We start from the raw sequence: 23,345 nt of genomic DNA, 5'->3' as shown, positions 1-23,345 counted from the left end.
CCTATACGTTTACCCCGGAAATTGGAATTCCCGAAGTATCGTTGACCGTTCCAGAAACAATGGTCTGGCAGAGGGCATATTGGGTTACAAGAAGAAAAATACCTAAGGTACAGTTGCTTATCATGACTATTCGTTTTTTGATGTGCCAAAAATCGATCAGATAATCAACAACGAAGAATAAGAAATACCGAGTTGTGGAATTTTATGGATAAAGTGGGACGGCCATGATGTGCAACAACATGCCGTCGGCGACCTGGGGGTAGGTCGGACTCCGACTTCTATTTTTCACTGACCAAGGCAGCGCGTAAAAATAGTTGATACGGCACCACCCGAATGCCGACCAGGGCAATGGCTGTTACCATTGCGTCATAATCTTCAACCTTTGTTTGCTGTTTATTGCGCTATGCTAGAAAAAAACCACCGTTGCCTTCTGCCTTTTGCTCCATTTTCAAATCCTCTTAGGGCAGCTAGCTTGAACCTGTCTCCCATCCTACACCACAATTTTAACATTTTCTAACGCCGTTAATCTAAAAATTTGCAATTCGTCTAAAACTAGGGTGCCGTACGTCGAACGGGTATACTATCCCATAAAAAACAGGGTTATTAGAAGAAGTCCCCTGGACATAATTATCTCAAATCAAACCCAGTTAAACTATGTCAATGACGTGTTTAGAATGTAATAAGCAGCTTGGTTATGCCAATCACAAAAATGCCATGGATACTCTTGGTGTCGAGCTCTGTGAAGTGCATCAACGGCGAATAACCAAACTTATGGATACCAACGCCACCCCCCGCGAGGCGATTCAACTCTATTATGGTCTGAAAGAGGCCGGGGTTAACGCGATGTTGGAATGGTGGGACGGCAACAAATCTATCGATATCGCTATTTCACGAGTCAAGCTTAACATAGAAATCGATACGGAATATGACAGAATGACGCACGAACAAGCCATCAACGATCTGGAAAAAGCAATGCATTCCTTTAAAAACGGATTTACCACCATTCGAATTCCCCATGTTCTTATAAAATATTATCTCAAAGAAACCGTTGTAAATATTCTTGGTATTATGGAAGGCCTTCGGGTACACTTGAAGGCTATTTAGATCTATGCTGCCAAACGCTATACGCTTATCGCTTTACGCCCAGCGCTTTTTTACGCTAGGCAGATAGCTCGAAGCGAATGGCCATCCCAATCTAAACCTACTTTTATGCCTACGCCGAAAAAAATATTGACGACTCCCCTAAGAATTGCTATTTCAGTTTTACTCTTGGGCATGCTGTCGCGGATTCTGCATTGGCCGTACGCTACCGAAATTATTATAGCGTCTTTTGTAGGCATAGGACTATTATATCCCTTTCGATTTTGGAAAAAACCCGAAAAACATTTCCTTGATTATACAAAATTGATTTTGGTCGTATTCTGGGCGACAAACGGAATTTTCAGAGCTTTGGATTTCACGTATTCCCTATTCTTTCAAATTATTATTGCCATATCCTTCCTGATCTGGATTATCCTTGAAGGTACCGCTTACTTTTTAGACGAAGATCGAAAAGCCAAACGCAATACATCGCAAGTGCTTTGGAATTTCGCCATGGTCATTGGCACCTTCGCCATTATCGCCGGTAGTCTGCTCAACATATTAGGTTGGCAATTTGCCATTCCCCTGATGGTATTTGGAATCTTAATCATCGTGGCCTTCATTCTCAAAGATGTCTTTACATCGAACAAACTTGAAAAAGAGGATAGTAATAACGAGGAGTATCAGCTTTAACGGAATAGCCAAACGTGTAGTCATTCTTGAAAACTGCCCCTCTCCGGCGGGCGGGTTTATTTCTATCCCATCTGTCAAAATCATTCTCCTTCTATCCATTTTGAGCTCATTTTATCCACGATAAACTGTGGTTTTATCGGTTATTCCGTAAAGTGCCGCATCTGTTTTTATAGATAAAAATTACGTTTTGACGGAATTATTGTCGCAAATCGGTTTTTCTTCCCTTTGTCCGAATTGTGACACCGTATATTCAGGATTCCCCCGTTTTAGTTTAAAGAACTCGTCTGGACTTCTATGGCCGCCTCCCTCTAAATATTGGGGTCGGCGATAACAGAAAGTGGAGACTTGTGAAAAAAAGTCCCTTATGAAAGATAAAACTACCCTGAACGAATACTTGATCTATACTTTTTGTACTTTTTGCTTTCTGTGGGCCATCTATGTGATACTTTTAAGTCTGACCCCATAGCACGCTTGCTGTTCAAGTTTATTGATCATAAGTTTTGATGATTCTAATACTAAGTTCCCTCATAAATCTTTGGCGATTCAAAATCAACATTGTTCATCTTGTATTGATTTATTCGGATTCTTATCGTATTTTCTGACCTTAAAACTATAAGGATATGGAAAATCAACGTCGAAAATTCATTCAACAAACTGGACTCATAGCTGCATCTACCGCATTTTTACCCAATGCCCTATGGTCCGCCACGCGGCCTCAAAAAGAAAAACTGGGTATCGCCCTAGTAGGTTTGGGATACTATAGTACCGATTTGTTAGCTCCCGCCCTACAACTCACCAAACATTGCGAGTTAAAAGGCATTGTTACCGGAAGTCCGGATAAGATTCCCAACTGGAAGGAAAAATACGGTATAGCTGATAAGAACATCTACGATTACGAAGGCATGGATAGAATTGCCGACAACCCCGATATCGACGTTATCTACATTGTACTGCCGCCATCGATGCATGCCGAATATGCTATTCGGGCGGCCAACACCGGAAAGCACGTTTGGTGTGAAAAACCAATGGCACCAAGTGTTACGGAATGCGAATCGATGATCAAGGCATGTAATGCCAATAAGGTGAAATTGTCTATCGGTTACCGTTGCCAGCACGACCCCAATATTCAAGCTTATATGAAAGCCGCCAAGGAAAAAACATTTGGAGCCGTCAAGATGGTTTCTTCAAGTGCAGGTTATTTCGACGGTCGTACCGATCATTGGAAACAAAAGAAAGCCATGGGCGGTGGAGTTATGGGCGATATGGGCGTCTATGCTATTCAGGGTGCGCGCTTGGCGACGGGCGAGGAACCCATATCGGTAATGGCGCAGACGTTTACTACGCGACCCGACATTTACAATGAAGTGGAGGAAACCGCTATGTACCAACTTGAATTCCCAAGTGGTGCGCGCGCAGCCTGCCAGAGTAGCTTCGGCATTCAAATGAACTATTTGAACATCAACTACGAAAAAGGTTGGATTAAAATGTCGCCACATTCTTCCTATAGCGGCAACAAAGGCGTACGTTCCGACAATACCATTATTGATTTCCCCCTAGAAAACCAACAGGCCAAGCAGATGGACGATGATGCGCTGTCCATTCTCAATACTACCGATATGTTGGTGCCAGGCGAGGAGGGATTGCGCGATATCCGAGTGGTCGAAGCGGTTTACAAAGCTGCTGAAAAGAATTGTTTGGTGAAGCTGTAAAAGTAATTCCCACACACTAAACCTAAGAATTGTGGGTTAATCGAATGATTACATCGCGATAGATTAAAGTGACTTAATAATTAAAACAAATCGTACTATTCTGAAAAATAGCGTACAGATATTTCAAAGAATCGAAGAAGAGCGAAAGCTTTGTATCTAAATTATGAAAGATTTCAAGCGATAGAAAAATAACTTTATTTGCGAACAAGCCCCTAGGAATAAAAGGCTAGGTTTATGTATAGGAATACTATTTTCAAAATTTAGAACACAACCCTCATATCCTAACAAATAAAACCCAAAATTATGGGGTTTTTATTGGTGGTGTTTATATTGTTCAAGTTTATTTTTGTGTCACAACCTCCAAAATAGTAGGACATGAAAAGACGTGACATCCTTATAAACATCTATATCGCAATAAACATCATCTTTATTGTAATTATGTCTTATTATCTTTTAACTAATATTCCGTTTTAGTTGAAAAACAACCGTTTGTAGCCGGTTTCCAACTTTGATTCAACCTAACCAACCCTCACGGTCCAAGCTTCTGTACTGGATAGCTTCGGCGATATGATTACCATTCACTTTTTGGGTTTTTTCCAGATCGGCGATGGTCCGTGCCACTTTTAAGATACGATCATAGGCGCGCGCGGAAAGATTGAGCCTTTCCATAGCGTTTTTTAGGAGTTCTTTGGACGGCTCATCGAGCCTGCAAAAATCGTGGATCTGCCTTGCACCCATTTGAGCATTGTAATGCACCGTATCGAATGCCTCAAAACGTTGGGTCTGAATTTCCCTCGCGGCCGTCACCCGTTTGCGGATGTCGACACTACTTTCACCTTTTCGGTCTTCGGATAATTTTTCGAAAGGTACGGGCGTTACCTCGATGTGGATGTCGATACGATCCAGTAAGGGTCCTGATATTTTACCCAGATAGCGCTGCATTTCAGCGGGAGAGGAAGTTATTGGAGCGTCGGCATCGTTGAAGTAGCCACTGGGACTTGGGTTCATGCTGGCCACTAGCATAAAGCTGCTCGGATAGGTCACCGTAAAACGAGCCCGGGAAATGGTTACCTCCCGATCTTCCAAGGGCTGGCGCATGACCTCCAAAACTCCGCGTTTAAATTCCGGCAGCTCATCTAAAAACAGTACCCCGTTGTGCGATAACGAGATTTCCCCGGGCTGCGGGTAGGCTCCCCCGCCAACTAAAGCAACATCGCTAATGGTATGATGCGGCGACCGGAATGGCCTTTGGCCCATCAACCCCATTTTCTTGGTCTTTCCGACTACACTGTGAATCTTAGTGGTTTCTAGCGCTTCGTGCAAGGTCATCGGAGGCAAGATGGAAGGCAAACGCTTTGCCAACATGGTTTTTCCCGCTCCCGGAGGGCCGATCAGAATGATATTATGCCCACCTGCGGCAGCAATTTCCATGCAGCGTTTAATACTTTCCTGCCCCTTGACCTCGGAGAAATCAAATTCAGGGAAATCCAGGGTTTTATGGAATTCCGCGCGAGTATCGATGATGGTCTCCTCCAAGGGCTTTTCCGAATCGAAGAACGCGATGACCTCGCTGATATTTTCAACGCCATATACCTTCAGGTCGGAAACGATAGCGGCTTCGCGTGCATTGTCCTTTGGAAGAATAAAGCCCTCAAAACCTTCCTCCTTCGCCTTGATGGCAATAGGTAGGGCGCCTGTGATAGGATGTAGACTGCCATCCAACGAAAGTTCGCCCATAATTATGTACTTCTCCAGATTAGCGGACTTTATCTGTCCCGATGCGGTCAGAATTCCCAAGGCTAAGGTCAGATCGTAGGCAGATCCTTCCTTTCGCAGGTCGGCAGGAGCCAAATTGAGCGTTATTTTTTTACCTGGAATCCTGTAGCCGTTGTTCAAGAGGGCGGCCGCGATACGGTAATTGCTTTCCTTTATGGCATTATCGGGTAGACCGACCAGATGATAGCCTACGCCGGTATCTACGTTGACTTCAACGGTAACGGTAGTTGCCTCTATGCCGAAAACGGCGCTTCCATAGACTTTTGTGAGCATGGTAGGGTCTGGTTTTATAAGTTCAAGGGTAGAACTCGTATTAATCGGATTAAATTAGGTTGGAGATGTAAGATACAAGAACCCAGAAACAAAATCGGACGCGATGGCATAAATTAGACCAATGGCACGATTTTGCCCGATGACCTATGTGTCACGATTTTTTATTTCCATGTTTCCGCATCTTGAATAGGTCCGAAATGAAGTAAAGGTGCGGGATTTTAAACCTGATCGAATGTCATTCGACCAGAAAGCTTTCGGTCAGGGAAATAGCTTTGCCCCCGGTAGTGAAACCTTTTAAGGACACTTCAAACCTTCCGTTTACATCGGAAGTATAAAAAGAAAAACTAGCCTCTTTTTCATGGATAACGATATTCGGCTTCCATAACAGCTGATGCCGAAAATCGGGAATCCGCTCTTTTTGGGATAGACTATCCCCGTATACCGGACTAAAATACTTTTTGCGCTCCTGTGGCTTCCCTAATTGTTGTATAGTTGTAAAAGCGTCGGTTTCCGGTAAGCTGAAATCCCCATCAATGGTTTCCATGACCACCACCCCTTGAAAAATCTGTAGGCCAAGAATATACTTATCCTGTAAAACCCCGATTTTTTCGATTTTTCGCGCATCATAATCCAAAAGATACGTATGATCTTGAACAAATATACCATCGACCAATACCAAAGGTTGGGCGTTTGGGGGTACATAACTATCGAAAATATAGTTTCTGACCTGAATGCGATAGTTTTCATGATCTATCTTACGGGAATAGACGTTATTTACTATTTCGACCAAAGTTTCTCGAACGGTTGGAAACCGGGTATATTCATCCAAGTCATAAAAATACATTTTGTCTAAATACGCGGGTCTTCGACTTTCGGCAGTTACAGACGTATCGGGTTTGACCGAAAAAAAAGCGTTTTCGATTTGATTATGGACACTTCTTTGAAGCAGCGCATCTTTCATTTGAGGGGTGAGCTTAAAGTGGTAAAAAGACAGAGCGGTATATTCCAAAGAAGCCTTGGGGTCGATGGAAATTCGATATTGGTCCTTCTTTCGGTTTATTACTTGGAAAATCGCTTGACCTGAAGTATATGGTTTATCTAGGTTGAGGTAAAAGATACCTTCATTATCGCTATTTGCAACCTTTGTCATACCTTCCTCACCGGGTATGGACATGGCAATCTGGGCATCTTTAAGAGGGTTGTTTTCAGCTATGGATGTGACCGTTCCAGAAATAAGGTCGCCTCGCATTTCAGGAATATAGAAGAAATGCTCAGCCTTTGAATCTCTCCGAGTTTCGGATGGATTGAAATTTTGTAAGGAAATCATTGGAGAGGCCGTAAACGAATCGACTTTACGAACGGAAAGGGAGTAATCCCCTTGAATACTAGCTCCGGACTTGGCTCGAAAGGTCAAATTTACTTTTTCCCGATTACTAAAGACAGAATCGTTTAGGGAGAGTACCTCTCCATCTATCCGATATTCGGTGCGACTTCTATTTGCCTCGACTTCTACTTTGAAATTACTTTCCGTGTACAAGGTATCGTTGGTGTTTGCCAATAGCGGGGTCTGATCAGATAGATACGGGTTTACAATACTGATGTCTCCCTGAAAAAAATGGTCAATACCCCTATTTTTCATCCATTGGGTATATCCAACAAGTTTGTAATTACCGGATTTCACTGAAACCGGAACAAAAAAATCGCCCTGGCCCCTGCCCTGTTCAAGAAATATTTTATGTCGGAAAACGGATTTTCCATTTTCTGCGACCAGCTCAACGTAGGCTATTTTACTTATAGAACTAGCACTGTTCGTCTTTGCGTTTCTACAGTAAATCTCGTAATACAGATATTCTCCGGACATTAACAACGTCGTGTTGTAATGTATAAAAAGATTTTCCTGAGGGATTTCATTAATATTCATGTCGCTACCTGCAGACGATTGCCCACAAACGACCCTTACACCTAGACAAACTACTAGCAAATATGTAAATAAATTTCTTTTCATTCTCTTATTCTTCCCAAAAATCGGGTACCACATTATCCCCTAAAACCCTACAATCCCCACAAACCCTGGACACCAAGACATAGGGCCCTTCATATTGACCCGGTTCGACGTTATACCCAAAAAATTTGGCATCCCCACTTTCCAGCAGTGGTATGGCCACCAGCGATTCTGGCTTCGCAACTTCACAGCTATTCGGATACGAAAGCGAAAAATCATCGGGAAAAAGGTCCCTATGGTTAAAAAATATCCTTTTGGAGGTCGAAGATGATACTTCAAAATAACCCAAAACCTTTTCGCTGCCATTATCGGAAAATATATTTCCGGCCAAAAAACCCGGCTGACTCTCCGAGAAGAGGCTTCCTGAAGTCGATAAATCCGCCAAATAGGTATAGTAGCTGAAAGCTTCTGGCGATATGACATATTGATGTACGAGAATACTGTACCGATGCGCTATTATATAATTATCCTTTTCAATAAAACGGAGAGGAAAACCAGTAAGCCTATCCTCAACCCGTCCATTGGTCGAAGCCAGGTTGATCGTGTTGGAAAGTACCGTGTTATAACAGGTCTGTTGCTCACGTGTCTTGGGCTGAAAGCTTAGTGCACCATTCTCAAACACGGCATCGACATTCACCCATTTGGGCGCGATTATTTTATAGCTTTCCTCGTAATCGAAACGGTAATATCGGGAATTGCCCGTAGGGTCAAAAGTATCGATCCGCAAAGATACCCCTTCAACATTGTTTAGGTTCGTCGCAGCAACTGCATACACTTCTTGAATATCGGCAGCTCCGGTCAATTTAGAAGCATCCGAATTATATCTTGTGCCGTCATCGGTCTCAATGTTTAGCCTGTATTCCTTTTCGGGTATGGCCCCAAAAGCATCGGTCGAAAGATACCTACCGGGTTCTACCTCTGTAAAGGCGTATTCAATTTCATCGTTGTCGATGATACTTACTTTTGCATTTTGCTCGGGTTGGGGATTGTTTTCTTCAAATCGAAAGGTTCTGCTCAATACAATTTCCTGCGGCTTAACTTCATCGGTAACCACCGATTCGATGACCAAAGCGCTTTCAAAAAATTCCGTGTCCGGTTGAAATTCCTCAACACACCCGCTATGAAGAAGGCTCAGGATAAAAAGGAGGTATACTCCTTTTTTTCTCCGATATTTCCGATAAGATCTTGCCGGCATCTGGGTTAAAATTTAAAATTATACGTTATTGTGGGTATAGGAATCGAAAAAATAGAACTTTGATACGCCTTTACCTCCCCATTGTTGGTTACAAAAAAAACGGAGTAGGGATTGTTCCTTCCCAATACATTATATATGGATAGGTTCCAAAAACTATGGGCGAATTTTTTTATTTTGTGATTCCCTTCCATATTAAAACTGAGATCCAATCTATAATAATCGGGAATCCTGAATTTATTTCGATCGCTGTAAAAAACATAGTCCGCATTTTGGAACCGATAACTCCCCAAAGGGTAGGTAACCGGTCGGCCGGTCTGGTACACGAAATTTGCGGAAAAACTAAAACGTCTCGTAAGTTTATAGTTGGCCACTACACTTAAATCATGAGGCTTATCGTAATTGGAAGCAAAATAATCGCCGCCGTTGACCTGCTCTTCACTAAAATCACTGTCGAGTTTTATATACGAGCGCGCATAGGTGTACGCCAGCCAACCATTTAATTTGCCTTCGTTTTTACGGATCAAGAACTCAAGGCCATAGGTCTTACCAAGGCCTTGTAGAACCTCGGTTTCAATGTTTTCGTTGAGCAATAGCTGTGCCCCGGTCTTAAAATCAAGAATATCGTTTATGTTCTTATAGTAGCCTTCTAAACTCACTTCATAAGTGTTTTCCTTAAAATTTTTAAAGAGGCCCAGTGAATATTGGTCGGCGCTTTGAGGTTTGATGTTCAGGTCCGATAGTTTCCAGGTATCGATGGGCGAAGCGGTCGTATTGTTCGACAGGGTATGAATGTATTGATAGGCCCTGTTGTAACTTGCCTTTACCGAAAAATCGGGCGTAAGAAAATATCGGGCCGATACGCGCGGCTCAAGACCCCCATAGCTTTTTACGGTTTCACCTCCCTTGAATTGTAAAGTATCTAAAACAGTCTCCTCGTTCTTGGGCATACCCGGCTCATAAACCCTGGGCGAAGCCTCACCTAAGGCCTGAAACATGGAATATCGTAAACCGATATCAAAAAGAAGTCTATCGCTTACCTTAAAGTTATCGGATATAAAAATCCCCGATTCCAAACCCTTTTCCTTTGCAATATCAACTGGAATTATATTTGATTCCGCACCTTTTGGAGAAATACCGCCGGGGCTTACATTATAGAGTTTGGAGGATAGGCCATACGTGAATTTATGTGCTTCGCTATGGAGGTATCTCATCTTCAATTTTATTCCGGTTTCGTTGATCCCGAATCCAAAATCAAAATCGGTACTGTTGGGACCGTCATAGCCGATGTCAAAATCATAACCGCTATGGGTCAAGATTAGACTTCCGGTATTTTTCCGGTTTATTTCATGGTTCCACTCTGCGGAAAAAAGCTGATTGTTGTATCCGTATAGGGAGTCCGAGGTAATGCTGAACTGGTCTCTACTGTAGTATCCATTTAGCCTTAGCTCATTTTTGTCGTTTATTTTATGGTTGTACTTCGCCACCACATCATAGAAGGAGGCCTTGCTATTTTTCAGGGATTCTTCGTCCAAAGACCTCAAAATCCAGTCCGAATAAGTGCCTCTACCCCCTAACATCAGTGCGGACTTCCCTTTTATTACAGGGATTTCCAAAGCCAAATTTCCTGTGACAGGGCCAATGGATGCTTCTCCGGCAAATTTATCGACATTGCCGTCTTTGGTCGTAATATCAAAAACCGAGGACAACCGCCCACCGTATTCCGCCGGGATACTGCCCGTATAAATCGTAACATTTTTAGTGGTAAACGGATTCAGGGCCTGAAAGATGCCAAAAAAGTGGGTGGGATTATAGATTACGGCGTTATCCAGCAAAATCAGGTTCTGGTCGGTCTTCCCGCCCCTCACATTGAAGCCTGTGGCGCCTTCCCCAGCGGTCGAAATGCCCGGAAGGGCCGTGGCGACCTTTAAGATGTTCCGTTCGCCCAGCACCAAAGGGATGTTTTTTGATTCTTCGGCATCGATCTGATTGGTGCCGGTAAGCGCTTCCTCAACATTTTTGGCCGCATCTGCTTCCACAATAACTTCGTTCAGGCGCTCTACACTTTCATCGAGAACAAAATCGAGCCTTCCGTCGTTGTAAATGATGACCCTCTTTTTTTGGTTTTCGATACCGAGCGACCTGGTTTGCAATAGGTTTTCCCCTCGTGGGAGCGGAAGCTCATAAAATCCTAGATCATCGGTAGTAGCTCCATTTTTCGACGAAATAATGGAGAGGTTTGAAATAGGTTGCTCGTCCGTTTTATTGGTCACGTACCCCGACAGAATAAAAGCTTTTCGTTGATCTTGAATAGTTTCCTTGCCTATAAAAACAGTTTCTATCTTTGTATTTTTCCCGCCACCATTATCATCCATAAATAAAATAGGATTCGTATCAACGGTAGTTTGCGCGATTCCAGTATTTAAACCTCCCTCTTTTCTTCCAAAAAAGGTGTTGGGTAAACTATCGTAAACTCTTTTGTTTTGCGTAAGTATGATGCTACTCTTATCGAGGATGTAAAAGTTGATTACGGTATTTTTTAGGATATCCCCCAAAATTTCGGAAACTTTCATTTCTGTGTAGTTACCTGAAATTGTATTTTTTGGAAGCCATTCTTTCAAGTAATAAAACCGGTAATCGGTAACATCTTCGATTTGTTCAATAGCATGCTCGATGCTATTTTCTTCGATGCGCAATGATATCGTAGGCTCCTGTTCTTGGGAATAGAGAAAAGAAATATTCAAAAAAAATATAAAAAGTAAAATTCTATGAATCAAGCTATTGTTTGTTTTTATTGGACATTATAAGGGAAAGCCGTTTTAACAATGCTTTCATAGCCTCATCCTTGTTCGATTTTTTTATTTTGTATTTTTTTATCTCTTTTCGATACGCTGGAAATAATTTGCTAAAATCCCTGTTCGAGTTAACCCTATGGTACCTCCCGTCATGGCGTAGCACATAAAAGTTATCGTCGTAAAACTCGTAATATACCAGTTTCCCTATTTTCTTCGATTTTTTTTTATGATGTTTTTTTAAAAGCGAAAGTGATGGGGCAGTAAATAAAATTTCAAAAAATCCTGAAATTTCAGGAGCCGATGCTGTGGGATTTCCGATATTCTCAAATTTACTTCCATAAACGGTAAAACCGCTGATTTTTCTCTTTTCAGGTTGAAGTGATACCGTTTCAAATCCATCCTTAAGATTAACGATCACTTCATCAACCGAGAGATCGTATTTCAAATTTAGGCGATGATACTCCTGACCATCATACATGATCGAACCCGGTGCAAAATCTTCGGAGGTAAAGAATTTGTGCTTTTCATTAATGGACTTAAATTGTTCCACATACCCCAGCCCCTCAAAAATTGGTGTATTCTCGATACCAACTGTTGAATCGAACCAAGTTAAATAATCGGGATTTTGATTTTGAGCATTTACGCCGGAAAATAAAAGGATTGCCATGAAGAAAAGAATACTTTGCCTAATTACAGTCATAGTTAGAAATGGGATGATTCGATATACTGCTTACAAGATGGGAAAATATTCAAATGGTTGCGCGAATTTATCAATAATAAGGTATTGTTCGTCCTAAAAAAATAGAACGTTCAATATTGGGGAACAAATCGAAGCACGGCCTCCGAATTAGCCTTGATTTCCGCTTCGTTCATCATCATCTTCCGAAACTCTCCATTTACGAACATTTCCGCTTGATCTTTGTAATGTTTACTAAAGGGATTCCCGGATTGGCCGGTCGGAAGAATACTCATGCTATTTTCCACGTCCGAAAAATCGATGACACGCCGTGTCGATGGCCCGGAAGTGACTTTATAAAATCCGTCTTGGGTATAGGGAAAGGCCATATTGTTAATGACCTCACGTGTTCCGGTGACGGGGAAGGGGCCTACGTTGAAAAAGGGCCGAAGCGCGTCTATCTGTCCTATGGGGTGGCCATGCTCCAACGTATGTACACGGTCCCAGGTCCAATCGGTGGAATTTTCGCCCAAGGTGGCTTCAAGGTCTTGCAAGGCTTGTCGAAAAGAGATGTTGACAATATTCTTTTTGGTTTCTATAGTATTCTTTGTCGCCACGTCATCCCACCAAATTGACGATTCATTGTGAGACAGTGGTGCGATCAAGCGCTTTAACAGATGGGTTTCTAGGAGGGCATCGAACAAATCTTGTCCTAATTCATCTTCAAAGGTATCGGCCAACAAAAAGTATATCCAACGGTGATACATGGTCGCCTCAATAGTTTTCAAGGGATAATCCCCCTTCCAATATCGCAATTTGTCCAAGGCTATTACTTGATTTCCGGTGAGGCCATCGGTATCAATATCCTTTAACAAGTGGGACAAGATGATGGGGTTTACGGGGGATGTCATATCGGTCATCATCGTACGTACCGACTCCCCATCCCAATCATTTTTTGGGGCCAATAAACTGACGATACGCTTGGCCCTATTTTCAGGTAAATAATATCCGGGATACAACATACCGGCAATGGAGTCGGGTTGGTTGTTGGCGGAATACACGTAATGCCATGGTGGATTTATCGCATGCGGATTTTCTGAAAAATCAAGAAATTGCCTATCCCCTGAAAGTCCCTTGTTGGCATCGTATATGAGTTTAGTTTGGATGCTGTCTGGAATTTTGTACAGTTTTGCCGTCGCCCACCAAGCCACATTTCCCTCGGCATCACCATACATTATGTTGAGGCCCGGCGCGTGTATATACGGTAACGCCCTTTGGAATTCCTGAATGTTTTGGGCGTGCGACATGCCGTAAAGTGCGTCCATTACCTTGTTTTCGAGTTGGGTATAGGCCCACCACATTGAAATGGGACGCTCGCCGTTGATTTGGTCGGCAATTCCGTTCAAAACGGGACGGTGATTGGTTTTTTTATAGGAAAACTTGATATCCGTGGAATCCTTGACCCTGATGGCTTTCTCAATAATTTCATAATCCGCCCAACCCGAATCGGTTTTGTATTTGGTACTGTCGGATGGGTGGTCTTCTTCGTAATAGAAATCCACATCATCGTTCTCGAACATGGTCATGCCATAGGCCAAGTTTCGGTCATGGCCCAGCAGCGGAAAAGGGATGCCCGCCAAATGATAGCCATATTTTTCGTAAGATGGCGTGCTCACATGCGCCTCGTACCAGACCGAGGGCTGAGAGAACCCGATATGCGGATCGTTGGCGAAAATGACCTTGCCGTTCTTGGTTTTTTCGGGGGCGAGCACCCAGCTATTACTTCCCTCGAATAGGGGAATCTCTAATTTTTTGAGGGATTGCATTACTCTGGCAATTACGGTATTTTGGAACGTATCTGAAGTTCCGGGAGTATAGTTCTTAATCCACACCGAACCGGAATCGCTTTCGATTTCGAGATCTTTCAGATAGTCGGGTCCCAACTTGTCCCGAATGTCGGTCAGCAAAGGATCGGTCTTGTGCGCCATGGCGAAACTAAAGGCCATATATCCCATGGTATTGTAAATGTCTTTCAGGGTAAATTCTCGTTTTTCGATGCCCGTAAGAAAAAACTCGATTGGCGTAGGGCCCTCGTCGATAAATTGGTTGATGCCATCGAGATAGGCTTGGGAAAGTAAAACGGATTTCTTGGTCCTGTCCAGTTGAGCCACGGTTTTAACAGAAGCATCGTCAATACCCAAAGCAAGGAAGAATTTGTCCGTGCCGATAAAATCTTTTCCAAAGACCTCGGAGATTCCGCCACTTCCGATCCGCCGCAACAATTCCATTTGCCACAGGCGGTCTTGGGCATGTACGTAGCCCAAAGCGGTAAAAGCATCCTTTTCATTATTTCCGTAAATATGGGGAATCCCGTAGGTATCGAAATAGACCTCGACTTCGCCCGAAAGGCCGGATAGCTGTTTTTTGCCGTTGTAGTCGGGTTTTGCCAAATAGATGAAGATACCGATTACCAAGCATAAAATTACCACAAGGATAAGTAGTGACCACGCAACTTTTCGTACAATTCGCATTTAGCCCGGTTTTATAGGAAAGATAGTCGTATTAGATGTATTATAAAAATAAAAGTAACCATGGTAATGAGTTAATAAAAATCGTTGCTCCTACAAAAAATGTTTGAATTTTAACTTTTCTGGTTAAATAAATTGTAATACTTTCGAAGAAATCTTAAAAAAAACCCCTATGAAGACGATTTCAAAAAAGTTTTATCCGCTTGCATTGGGCTTAAGCCTAATGTTAACTTCCTGTACTAAGGAAGAAAAAAATGTAATCGAGGAAGCACCTGCAAGTGCGGTTTCGGCTAAAACATCCTTTAAAAAACTTCCAAATAACATCACCCCCTCAAATAGGTTTAACATATCGTCCTCTCTCTTGACCGTAAGCGATTTTGATAGCAAACTGAATCTTTCCGACGCAGTAGCACCCAGTGAATGTAGCGATACGCCTTTCAATGAAGTTGCGGATTTCTATAATGATTTACTCATTGAAGGATTTATCGCGGTCTGGGATGGTAATCCGGATGCCATAGGCATAATATTAGAAGACTATTTTGTTATTAATCAAATTGCAGCGGCCGATGAAAACAAAAATACGGACTATTTCGGCGCAGACGGTAAATACACCAATTATGTCAAGAAAAGAGTCCGTAGTTTGGAGAAGTTCTGGGACATGGCCGACTTGGTCACCGTTAACGGTCAACATACCGAAACACTGGAAGATCTTGATTTCATCCGATATGTTTATGAAAATTATTCTTCCGCAACAGAAGATGAAATCGAGGAAATCTTGATTATTGCGGAATCTTTCAATACCGCTAGTAATCAAATTCCAGAAAATCCGTTCTACGCCTCCGATGGGTTTGCAACATTCGATAAAAAGATAGTAATTGGTGACGGCATAGTTACCTTTCTTGAAGACACAGGACTCGATCCTAAAGTTATTTGGTCAAGTATTTTAGCCCATGAATGGGGACACCAAATACAGTTCTTAAATTTCGGAAAATGGGAATATCCGATACCCGTATTTTCGGACACGCCCGAATCAACACGAATGACGGAATTGGAAGCCGATTTTATCACAGGCTATTACCTCACGCATAAAAGGGGTGGAACCTATAACTGGAAGCGTGTCGAAGATTTCTTGACTGCCTTTTTCAACATTGGCGACTGTGGTTTTGAAAGCCCGGGACACCATGGTACGCCAATCGAGCGATTAGCTGCTGCCAGGGCTGGATATGATTTGGCCAGCGGGGCACAAAAAAATGGTAAGATAATCAGTCAACAGGCCGTTCATGAAGCCTTTCTTTCAAAACTGGACGAAATTCTGAATTCGCCGCTTTCAGTGGATGCCGTGGCAAGATAATTAAATACATACTAGAAAGTGTTACCAAAGGCTGTCCAAGAGGGCGGCCTTTTTTCTTGGCAACTAACTAATCAGCTGTAATTTCGTTAAACCGCTGTAGACCTTTCAACAGCCAATTCCGATAGTCATCCCTATCGGTATATTGTACTGCGTTATTCAGAACTTCTAAATCAGGAGAAAGTAGCACGTAATAGGGCTGCGAAGCGGCGTTGAAATTAACGCTCTGAAAAGTGCCCCACTTCTGCCCTATCGTTTTAATACTTTTTATCCGTCCGGAATCGAATTTGAAATCGAATTGTTGGTCTTCAGGAAGTTCTTCGCGGTCGTCGATATAGAGGGAAATTAAGACATACTCCTCTTTTATAATAGGATAGATATCGGCTTCGCTCCAAACATTGGCTTCCATTTTACGGCAATTGACGCAGGCCCATCCCGTAAAATCCAAAAGTATCGGTTTATCCACTTTTTTGGCATGTGCCACCCCTTCATCAAAATCCTTAAAGCAATCGATACCGAGGGGACAGTCGCTCTCCGTTTCAAAAATGCTATAGAAATGGGGCGGTGGAAAGCCACTCAACAGTTTTAAACTGGAAAAATTGAAAAGTCCCAGTATCAAATAGATGGAAAATGCGGCACTGACAACGCCGATGCCCTTTCTAACCGGGGGCAACTTAGTCTTAGGCCCATCATGCGGAAAACGGATGACGCCAAAAAGATAAAGCGTCAGTGCGACGAATAATACAATCCATATACCTAAAAATATTTCACGTTTTAAAATCCCCCATCCAGCGACCATATCGGCGTTGGATAGGAATTTCAGGGCCAAGGCCAGTTCCAAAAAGCCCAATACCACCTTTACCGTGGTCATCCAACCCCCGGATTTGGGCAGGGAGTTCAACCAGGTCGGAAAAAGTGCAAAAAGACCAAACGGAAGCGCCAATGCGACCCCAAAACCGGTCATACCGGCGCTCAAATTCGTAGCCACATCGCCTTCGCCCAAAACGGTACTGCCCAACAGACCTCCCAAAATTGGTCCGGTACAGGAAAAAGAAACCAGTGCCAAGGTAACGGCCATAAAAAAAATACCGATACCACCGCCAACCTTGGTAGACGCCGCATCCATTCGGTTTGCCCAAGAACTGGGGAGGGTCAACTCGTAATAGCCGAAAAAGGAAAAGGCAAAGAATAGAAAGATTACAAAAAACCCAACGTTAAGCCAAATATTCGTTGCAATGGTATTCAATATCTGCGAATCGACGGAATCGAACAAATGGAAGGGCAGGCTCAATAAAAAGTAAATCAACACGATAAAGAATCCATAAAGCATGGCATTGGCGATGCCCTTGGATTTCTTCTCGGAATGCTTCGTAAAAAAGGAGACCGTAAGGGGAATCATTGGGAAGACGCATGGGGTCAGCAGGGCAATTAAACCGCCCAAGAAACCTAATCCGAATATTACCCATAGGCCAGAGGCGGCACCGATATCTTCTCCGACATTATGTAGCAGTTCTTTATTCTTAAGGTCCAGTTTTAAAGTCGACCCCATGGCCAAGCTGCGTTCGTCGACGGAGTCTTTTGTGTTGGTCGCCACACTTCCGTCCAACATAAAGCTGAAATCATGATCGGCGGGAATACAGACTTCTTTACAGACTTGATAGAATAAGTTGACGTCTACTTGATTGACATCTGGTTTTAAGAGTTTTATCTTTTGGGTAAAAATCGCGTGTTCTTTAAAAAAGGTCTCATCCACCTCGAAAACATCGCTAAACTCCACTATAGTTTCGCTTTCAGTAGTCTCGCCAATAAGTTCATAGTCTTCTCCCGCTTTTTCGTAGGCGAACTCACTGGGTAGGGAACCACCATCAGCGGTTTTTTGGGAATAGACATGCCAGCCTTCATAAATGTCCGCCTTCATGATCAGCTCGTATTCCGTATCCGAAATCTTGCGAATTTCATTGGAGAACTTAACAGGGTTTTGGTCATCCTGTGAGAAAACAGATACACCACTGATAAATAAAACGATAAATAGGGTTATTTGCTTCATAACTTCAATTTAAACCTTACAATCTCTTCGGTATTTTCCAACACCTTAAACCGCTCATCGGCCCGTTTACCGACGACCCAGACAATCGCCTTTTCGGAACAGAGCAGCCATTGGTTTTCCTTGGCGATGAGATCTATCTTCTCGTCCTTGAAGAACTTGGATAGTTTTTTGGTACCTTCCATGCCAAACGGGCAAAAATAGTCTCCTTTTTCCCTTTTTCTGAGGGTTAGGGGGTACTTTAACGCATTTTTGGCTACATAAAGTATATGCGGGCCGGTTTCTTCAATACCCGCTACTTCCGTAATGCTAATTTTAACCGGTTTTTCGATTTCGGTCTGGCCTTCCTGAATTTGATAGGTTCGGCTGTCGCGGGATTTAATTTTGGTCAATAAAAGAAAATTCCGATTCTTGACCAAGCGATGGGTTTTTGATCTCAGCTCTTTTCCAGTCATGGCCGTTAGCAGGTTCTCAACATCGTCCCATTCCGTAAATCCGTATGAGTTGAACAATCCATAGAGGTACCCTTGTAAGGGTCCTAAACCGGTAAGTTCCGCGATCGGTATTTTAATAACTTTTCCTTTCTTTTCAAAAATAGCGGCCCTCACCCGACCGATATGATTATCGGCAATTGTCGCTGTTTGGGACAAATAATTTTGGCTATCCCGAAAGTTCGCCGAGAACTTAGGGTTTAAAGCTTTTAGCAATGGCAAAATTCGATGCCGGATGTTATTCCTAAGATATTTGATATCTAAATTGCTACTGTCTTCGCGCCACTCGATTTTTTCATCATGAGCATACTCTGCAATTTGTTCTCGTGAAAATGGCAGCAAAGGCCGGGCGATACTATCCGTTTTTTCGGGGATTCCCGTTAAACCTTTAATACCGGTTCCACGGGATAGATTGATCAGAAAAGTTTCCAGATTATCATCCGCATGATGAGCGGTGACCAAAAGTTTGATGCCGCTTTGTCGCATAATTTCAGCAAACCAGGCATATCGAAGTTCCCTGGCAGCCATTTGCATTGAAACTTTATGTTTCTTTGTATAATTAATTGTATCAAAATGGGTTACGTAATATTTTAGATTCAAAGTATTTGCCGCATCCCCAACAAATTTTTCATCGGCATCGCTATCTGCCCCGCGCAACTGAAAGTTACAGTGGACTAGGGCAAAATCCATTCCGCACTTCGCACACAGATCGGTCAGCACCATGCTATCAATACCTCCGCTGCAGGCCAAAAGAAAGCGCGTTTTCAGCAACTCCGGAAACTTCGTTTCGATATGGATTTTAAATGCCTGTAACACATCCCAAAGGTAGTGAAGAAGTTTGGTTTGAGGTTTTAGAATTATAGGAGTATGGGTTAATGGCTCGGCAGTGCAAGAGTCAGAAGTATATACTCTTTTGAAGTTGGGCTTGCACTCGAACTTTTAACCTTCCAATACCTCCCGCATCGCCTTGGCCTTTAACAAACACTCCTCATACTCCCTTTCAGGAACGGATTTGGCGGTGATGGCACCACCCACGGCGTAGGACACATACTTTTCTGAAGCATTGTACAGGATACTGCGAATGACCACATTAAAATCAAAATCCCCCTTGGGCGTAAAATAGCCTACAGCGCCGCTGTAAAGTCCGCGTTTAAAAGCTTCCAGCACCTCAATAATCCGCATCGCCGATATTTTGGGGGCTCCGGTCATACTGCCCATGGGAAAAGTCTCCCTAATGATATCAACGGGATTTTTATTTTCGGCGACTTCGGCGGTTACGGTCGAAATCATTTGGTGCACCTGTTCAAAGGAATAGACTTCACACAGTTCTTCTATGCGAACACTACCTTTAATGGCGCTCTTGGAGAGGTCGTTGCGTACCAAATCAACAATCATGATATTTTCGGCCCGTTCCTTGGCATCCTTCTTTAAGGCCGACCGTAATCCAGCATCCATTTTAGGATCTGTGGCCCGTTTTGCTGTGCCTTTGATCGGCTGGGAGACAATCCGATTACCTTTCTTTTTCAAATAGCGTTCGGGAGAGGCCGATAATAGGAATTTATCCTGGAATTTTAAAAATGTGGCGAACGGGGCTTTTGAAATAGCATTTAGTTTGCGATAGGTTCTCAGGGAATCGATTATTGTATTTTCCGCATAGAACTCCTGACAAAAATTGGCTTCATAAATGTCGCCTCGATGGATGTGCGCCAACAGTTCGGCGACCCGTTTAAAATAGTCATCCTTAAAAGTTCTAAGTTTTATACGGATATCATTCGCGGCCTGAATTCCACCCTTCTTCGGAAGTTTTCTTCTGGAAATTGTCCCAAAATCCGCATCGATTTCATCGCCCACCATGTTCAAATAGATAAAATCAATCGTATTCCCCGTAATACGGATGATTTTTTTGGGTTGAAAAAAATACAGCTCGGGAAAATGGAGTCCATCGAAATTTTTTGAAGATAATAGCTCAATATCGTTTTTAAGATCATAGGAAAGGTAGCCGAAAATCCAGTCATGTATCCCTTCTTGATATTCCTTTAAATCCGAAAAGGCATTTTGCACGTCCGTTACGAGCGAAGTAAGGCCGTCTACCGCCAACAAGGCATCGAAGGCACCGTAGCGGTCTTCGTGACCATTACTATCCAGCCAGACTATCTCGTCAAAACTCTGGGCCCAATGCAGGACCTTATTTTTGAAGTCGGCAATGTCGGAAACCGTGAAAGTGTTGGTTTTGCGCAAGGGATGGTACATTTTAGTGCTGTGCTTTTTAGCGAAAATATGGCAATTCCCTATAATTTGACCGAATTTTGGTTAATTTTGCCGCCTTAAACATCCAAATGTGCTGTTGTACAAGTATATTAGGGAGTGGGAAAGTAAATTAAAGTGGACAACAAGACCAAAAGATTATATTTCATCGACGCCATGAGGGCCTGGGCCATTCTGATGATGCTGCAAGGGCATTTTGTGGATGGACTTCTGGATACCGCATTTCGCGACGATTCCAGTCCCATATTCGCGGTTTGGAAGTATTTTAGGGGAATGACCGCACCGGTTTTCTTTACCGTTTCCGGATTTATTTTCACCTATCTTTTGGTACGCGGCGACAAACAGGGATTAAAAAATCCTAGGGTCAAAAAGGGAATCAAACGTGGCCTGGAACTCCTTTTTATTGGATATCTGCTGCGAATGAACCTGTTCGGACTTTTACAAGGTGAACTTTACGATTCTTTTTATCTGGTGGATGTTTTACATTGTATCGGACTTTCCCTTTTGGGCATTATCGGGATTTATTTGATGGTTCAAAAACACAAAAAATCCCTCTTCCCATTTCTGTTATTGGGTGTCACAGTAATTCTATTTCTATTTGAACCGATTTATAAGACATGGAGCTTTAGTTTTCTTCCGGACGCATTTGCCAACTATTTGACCAAATCGAACGGGTCGGTATTCACCATTTTCCCTTGGTTCGGCTATGCGGCCTTTGGAGGCTTTATTTCCCTATTATTCACCAAATTCAAGAATTTTAACTATTTATATCCAACTGCTAGCGCTATTGCCATATTGGGAGGCATAGGATTGATTTTTGGTTCATCCGATCCATTCTTGGCCCTTTCGCGATTCACGGGAATACAATTGTTCGCCGATATTTCCTTTAACAATTATCTATTTATCCGTTTGGGAGATGTGCTTCTGGTTTTTGCCGTATTCATGTTGTTCCGAAGTTTGCTGAAAAATACGACCGTTTTAAAAATAGGACAGAGTACCTTATCCATATACATTGTCCACTTTATCATTCTTTATGGAAGTTTCACAGGTCTCGGACTATATAGATTCCTTCATCATTCCTTGAACCCAGCGCTAGCAATTTCAGGTGCGTTGGCGTTTATGATTATCAGCACCTATACAGCTTTGCAATACGAAAAGCACAAATTTTCCATCAAATTAAGTCTGGCTACGGCAGGAAAATACACTTTGGTACAATTGGAAATAGTGGGCGCTAATGCCCTGGAGTTTGCGAAAGACCGATTTTATAAAGTATTGCGCCGCTTTGGCGTTGTGAAGAACTAATCTTTTCACCATGCATGGCTATGCGCCCGTAAGCGCAACGCCACAACGCCGTATGGCAATGGATTGCATAAAATTTATTCAGAGCAAGATGTAATCGGAAAATGAAAAAGCCTCGAAATTTGAGATTTCGAGGCTTTTAGCTTGTATAGATTTACATTTAAAAATCTTCATTCCCTTAGAACTCCTCGACCAGACAATCGTAACTGAACTTTACCAAATCTTCGGTTTTCAGCACTCCATCTGCATTATAAGGCTGCGCTGCGGTAAAGGTAAACACCTCAAAATCGTTAACACCCGATTGAAACTCCGGAGTGTAGGCCCGTATCTCCATTTGATCATAATTCTCTGGAATGGGAATATCATATAATCCATCTTGAAAAGGATAGATTTCAAGCACTCTATAGGCATCGATTGTCACCGTGACAATATCGATGCACTCTCCCTGAATATCGATCCAAAGGGTCTGTAACCTTTGGGTACCGAAACCGCCATTTATCAGCTCCTCTTCAGGAACATCGATTGGTTCTTGGGTATAACAGAACGCGGAACCGGTCAATTCCGTGTTTTCGGTCACCTCGACCTCAAAGGGTACGGTAGCATCGGCAAACCGGGCAAGATCAAAGTCGGTCTCACTAGGTATGGCGTAAAGCGTATCCTTGCCTTTCATCAAAAGTATGGCATTGATGGTGCTTTGCCCTATGGGTAATGACGCAGGGGTCAATGTAGTGACCAATCCGTCGTTTTCTTCGGCAGGAACGCTTTCTTCACGGCTGGTGCCCGTAGCATCTACCAATCTGAAGATAACTGTATCAGGACTACCGGTCTTACAAGACGGTACTTTGGAAGTTTCACTAGGAATTCTACCCCTATAGGAAACCAAGCCAAATTGTGGCTCACTAGGCTCTTCAACCTGCCCGGGGGCTTGGGTTTCTTCAGTTGTTGTTTCTTCCGCGGTCGATTCTTCTTCGCCCTCTTCAGTCCCCTCCGAACCTTCGCTTTCCAGCGCTTCCTCGACTTTTTCCTTCTTTTCGGGCTGTGCCTCAAGATGGGTAACTTCCTCTGCTTCACAGCCCCATAGAAGAGTTGCTAAAACAAAAATGACACCTGCCAGTCCCTTTTTCATAACGTATTGGTTTATGGTTGCTTATTAATACCCAGTTAATCCCCTCCA

General features: G+C 42.9%; 16 protein-coding genes. 5 read left to right on the top strand and 11 right to left on the bottom strand.

What is annotated here, in order from left to right; all coding sequences use genetic code 11:
- Position 1: 1 nt before the first annotated feature.
- A complete protein-coding gene (locus BLT07_RS21580; protein WP_262503255.1) occupies positions 2-124 on the bottom strand; it encodes a hypothetical protein in 123 nt (40 codons plus the stop codon).
- Positions 125-660: 536 nt separating this feature from the next.
- Here BLT07_RS21580 and BLT07_RS13095 point away from each other — a divergent pair.
- The 3 genes from BLT07_RS13095 to BLT07_RS13085 all read left to right on the top strand — a co-directional run bounded on the left by BLT07_RS13095 (position 661) and on the right by BLT07_RS13085 (position 3,482).
- Positions 661-1,104: a hypothetical protein gene (locus BLT07_RS13095; RefSeq protein ID WP_091869397.1), complete on the top strand. Its 444-nt coding sequence runs from the start codon at positions 661-663 to the stop codon at positions 1,102-1,104.
- A gap of 105 nt (positions 1,105-1,209) precedes the next feature.
- Positions 1,210-1,773, top strand: coding sequence for a hypothetical protein (locus tag BLT07_RS13090; RefSeq protein WP_091869394.1), 564 nt, complete (start codon positions 1,210-1,212; stop codon positions 1,771-1,773).
- Positions 1,774-2,393: 620 nt separating this feature from the next.
- Entirely contained in the window at positions 2,394-3,482 is a 1,089-nt protein-coding gene (locus BLT07_RS13085; protein ID WP_091869391.1) for a Gfo/Idh/MocA family protein, read from the top strand.
- A 513-nt stretch (positions 3,483-3,995) separates the two neighbouring features.
- Here BLT07_RS13085 and BLT07_RS13080 read toward each other — a convergent pair.
- The 6 genes from BLT07_RS13080 to BLT07_RS13055 form a co-directional block, all read right to left on the bottom strand.
- Entirely contained in the window at positions 3,996-5,531 is a 1,536-nt protein-coding gene (locus BLT07_RS13080) for a YifB family Mg chelatase-like AAA ATPase (RefSeq protein WP_091869389.1), read from the bottom strand.
- 235 nt (positions 5,532-5,766) lie between these two features.
- Complete coding sequence (locus BLT07_RS13075) at positions 5,767-7,392, bottom strand: hypothetical protein (protein WP_091869386.1); 1,626 nt, start codon at positions 7,390-7,392, stop codon at positions 5,767-5,769.
- A 148-nt stretch (positions 7,393-7,540) separates the two neighbouring features.
- Entirely contained in the window at positions 7,541-8,728 is a 1,188-nt protein-coding gene (locus BLT07_RS13070) for a DUF4249 domain-containing protein (protein ID WP_091869383.1), read from the bottom strand.
- 5 nt (positions 8,729-8,733) lie between these two features.
- Positions 8,734-11,502: a TonB-dependent receptor gene (locus BLT07_RS13065; protein ID WP_091869380.1), complete on the bottom strand. Its 2,769-nt coding sequence runs from the start codon at positions 11,500-11,502 to the stop codon at positions 8,734-8,736.
- A gap of 1 nt (position 11,503) precedes the next feature.
- The gene (locus tag BLT07_RS13060; RefSeq protein ID WP_091869377.1) at positions 11,504-12,187 is read right to left on the bottom strand and encodes a hypothetical protein; all 684 of its coding nucleotides are present in this window, start codon (positions 12,185-12,187) and stop codon (positions 11,504-11,506) included.
- A 143-nt stretch (positions 12,188-12,330) separates the two neighbouring features.
- On the bottom strand, positions 12,331-14,727 hold the full coding sequence (locus BLT07_RS13055; protein ID WP_091869374.1) for a penicillin acylase family protein: 2,397 nt from the start codon (positions 14,725-14,727) through the stop codon (positions 12,331-12,333).
- Between the two features lie 169 nt (positions 14,728-14,896).
- Between BLT07_RS13055 and BLT07_RS13050 the strand changes: the two genes are divergently transcribed.
- Positions 14,897-16,075, top strand: a complete 1,179-nt coding sequence (locus BLT07_RS13050) for a hypothetical protein (protein WP_091869371.1) — start codon at positions 14,897-14,899, stop codon at positions 16,073-16,075.
- Positions 16,076-16,142: 67 nt separating this feature from the next.
- On the opposite strand, the gene BLT07_RS13045 is transcribed toward BLT07_RS13050, so the two are convergent.
- From BLT07_RS13045 to BLT07_RS13035, 3 genes are all read right to left on the bottom strand, one after another.
- A complete protein-coding gene (locus tag BLT07_RS13045) occupies positions 16,143-18,119 on the bottom strand; it encodes a protein-disulfide reductase DsbD family protein (protein WP_091869363.1) in 1,977 nt (658 codons plus the stop codon).
- A complete protein-coding gene (tilS, locus tag BLT07_RS13040; protein ID WP_091869360.1) occupies positions 18,116-19,423 on the bottom strand; it encodes a tRNA lysidine(34) synthetase TilS in 1,308 nt (435 codons plus the stop codon). The genes BLT07_RS13045 and tilS overlap by 4 nt, the downstream gene beginning before the upstream one ends.
- Positions 19,424-19,546: 123 nt before the next feature.
- Positions 19,547-20,845: an anthranilate synthase component I family protein gene (locus BLT07_RS13035; protein ID WP_091869910.1), complete on the bottom strand. Its 1,299-nt coding sequence runs from the start codon at positions 20,843-20,845 to the stop codon at positions 19,547-19,549.
- 144 nt (positions 20,846-20,989) lie between these two features.
- Here BLT07_RS13035 and BLT07_RS13030 point away from each other — a divergent pair, with 144 nt between their 5' ends.
- Complete coding sequence (locus BLT07_RS13030) at positions 20,990-22,174, top strand: heparan-alpha-glucosaminide N-acetyltransferase domain-containing protein (RefSeq protein WP_091869357.1); 1,185 nt, start codon at positions 20,990-20,992, stop codon at positions 22,172-22,174.
- Positions 22,175-22,349: 175 nt separating this feature from the next.
- Here BLT07_RS13030 and BLT07_RS13025 read toward each other — a convergent pair whose 3' ends face one another.
- A complete protein-coding gene (locus BLT07_RS13025; protein ID WP_091869354.1) occupies positions 22,350-23,297 on the bottom strand; it encodes a hypothetical protein in 948 nt (315 codons plus the stop codon).
- Between the last annotated feature and the right edge of the window lie 48 nt (positions 23,298-23,345).

Source organism: Pricia antarctica (genome assembly GCF_900101815.1).
In the GTDB taxonomy this organism is placed as follows: domain Bacteria; phylum Bacteroidota; class Bacteroidia; order Flavobacteriales; family Flavobacteriaceae; genus Pricia; species Pricia antarctica.
This window is presented reverse-complemented; position numbering and strand designations above follow the sequence as displayed.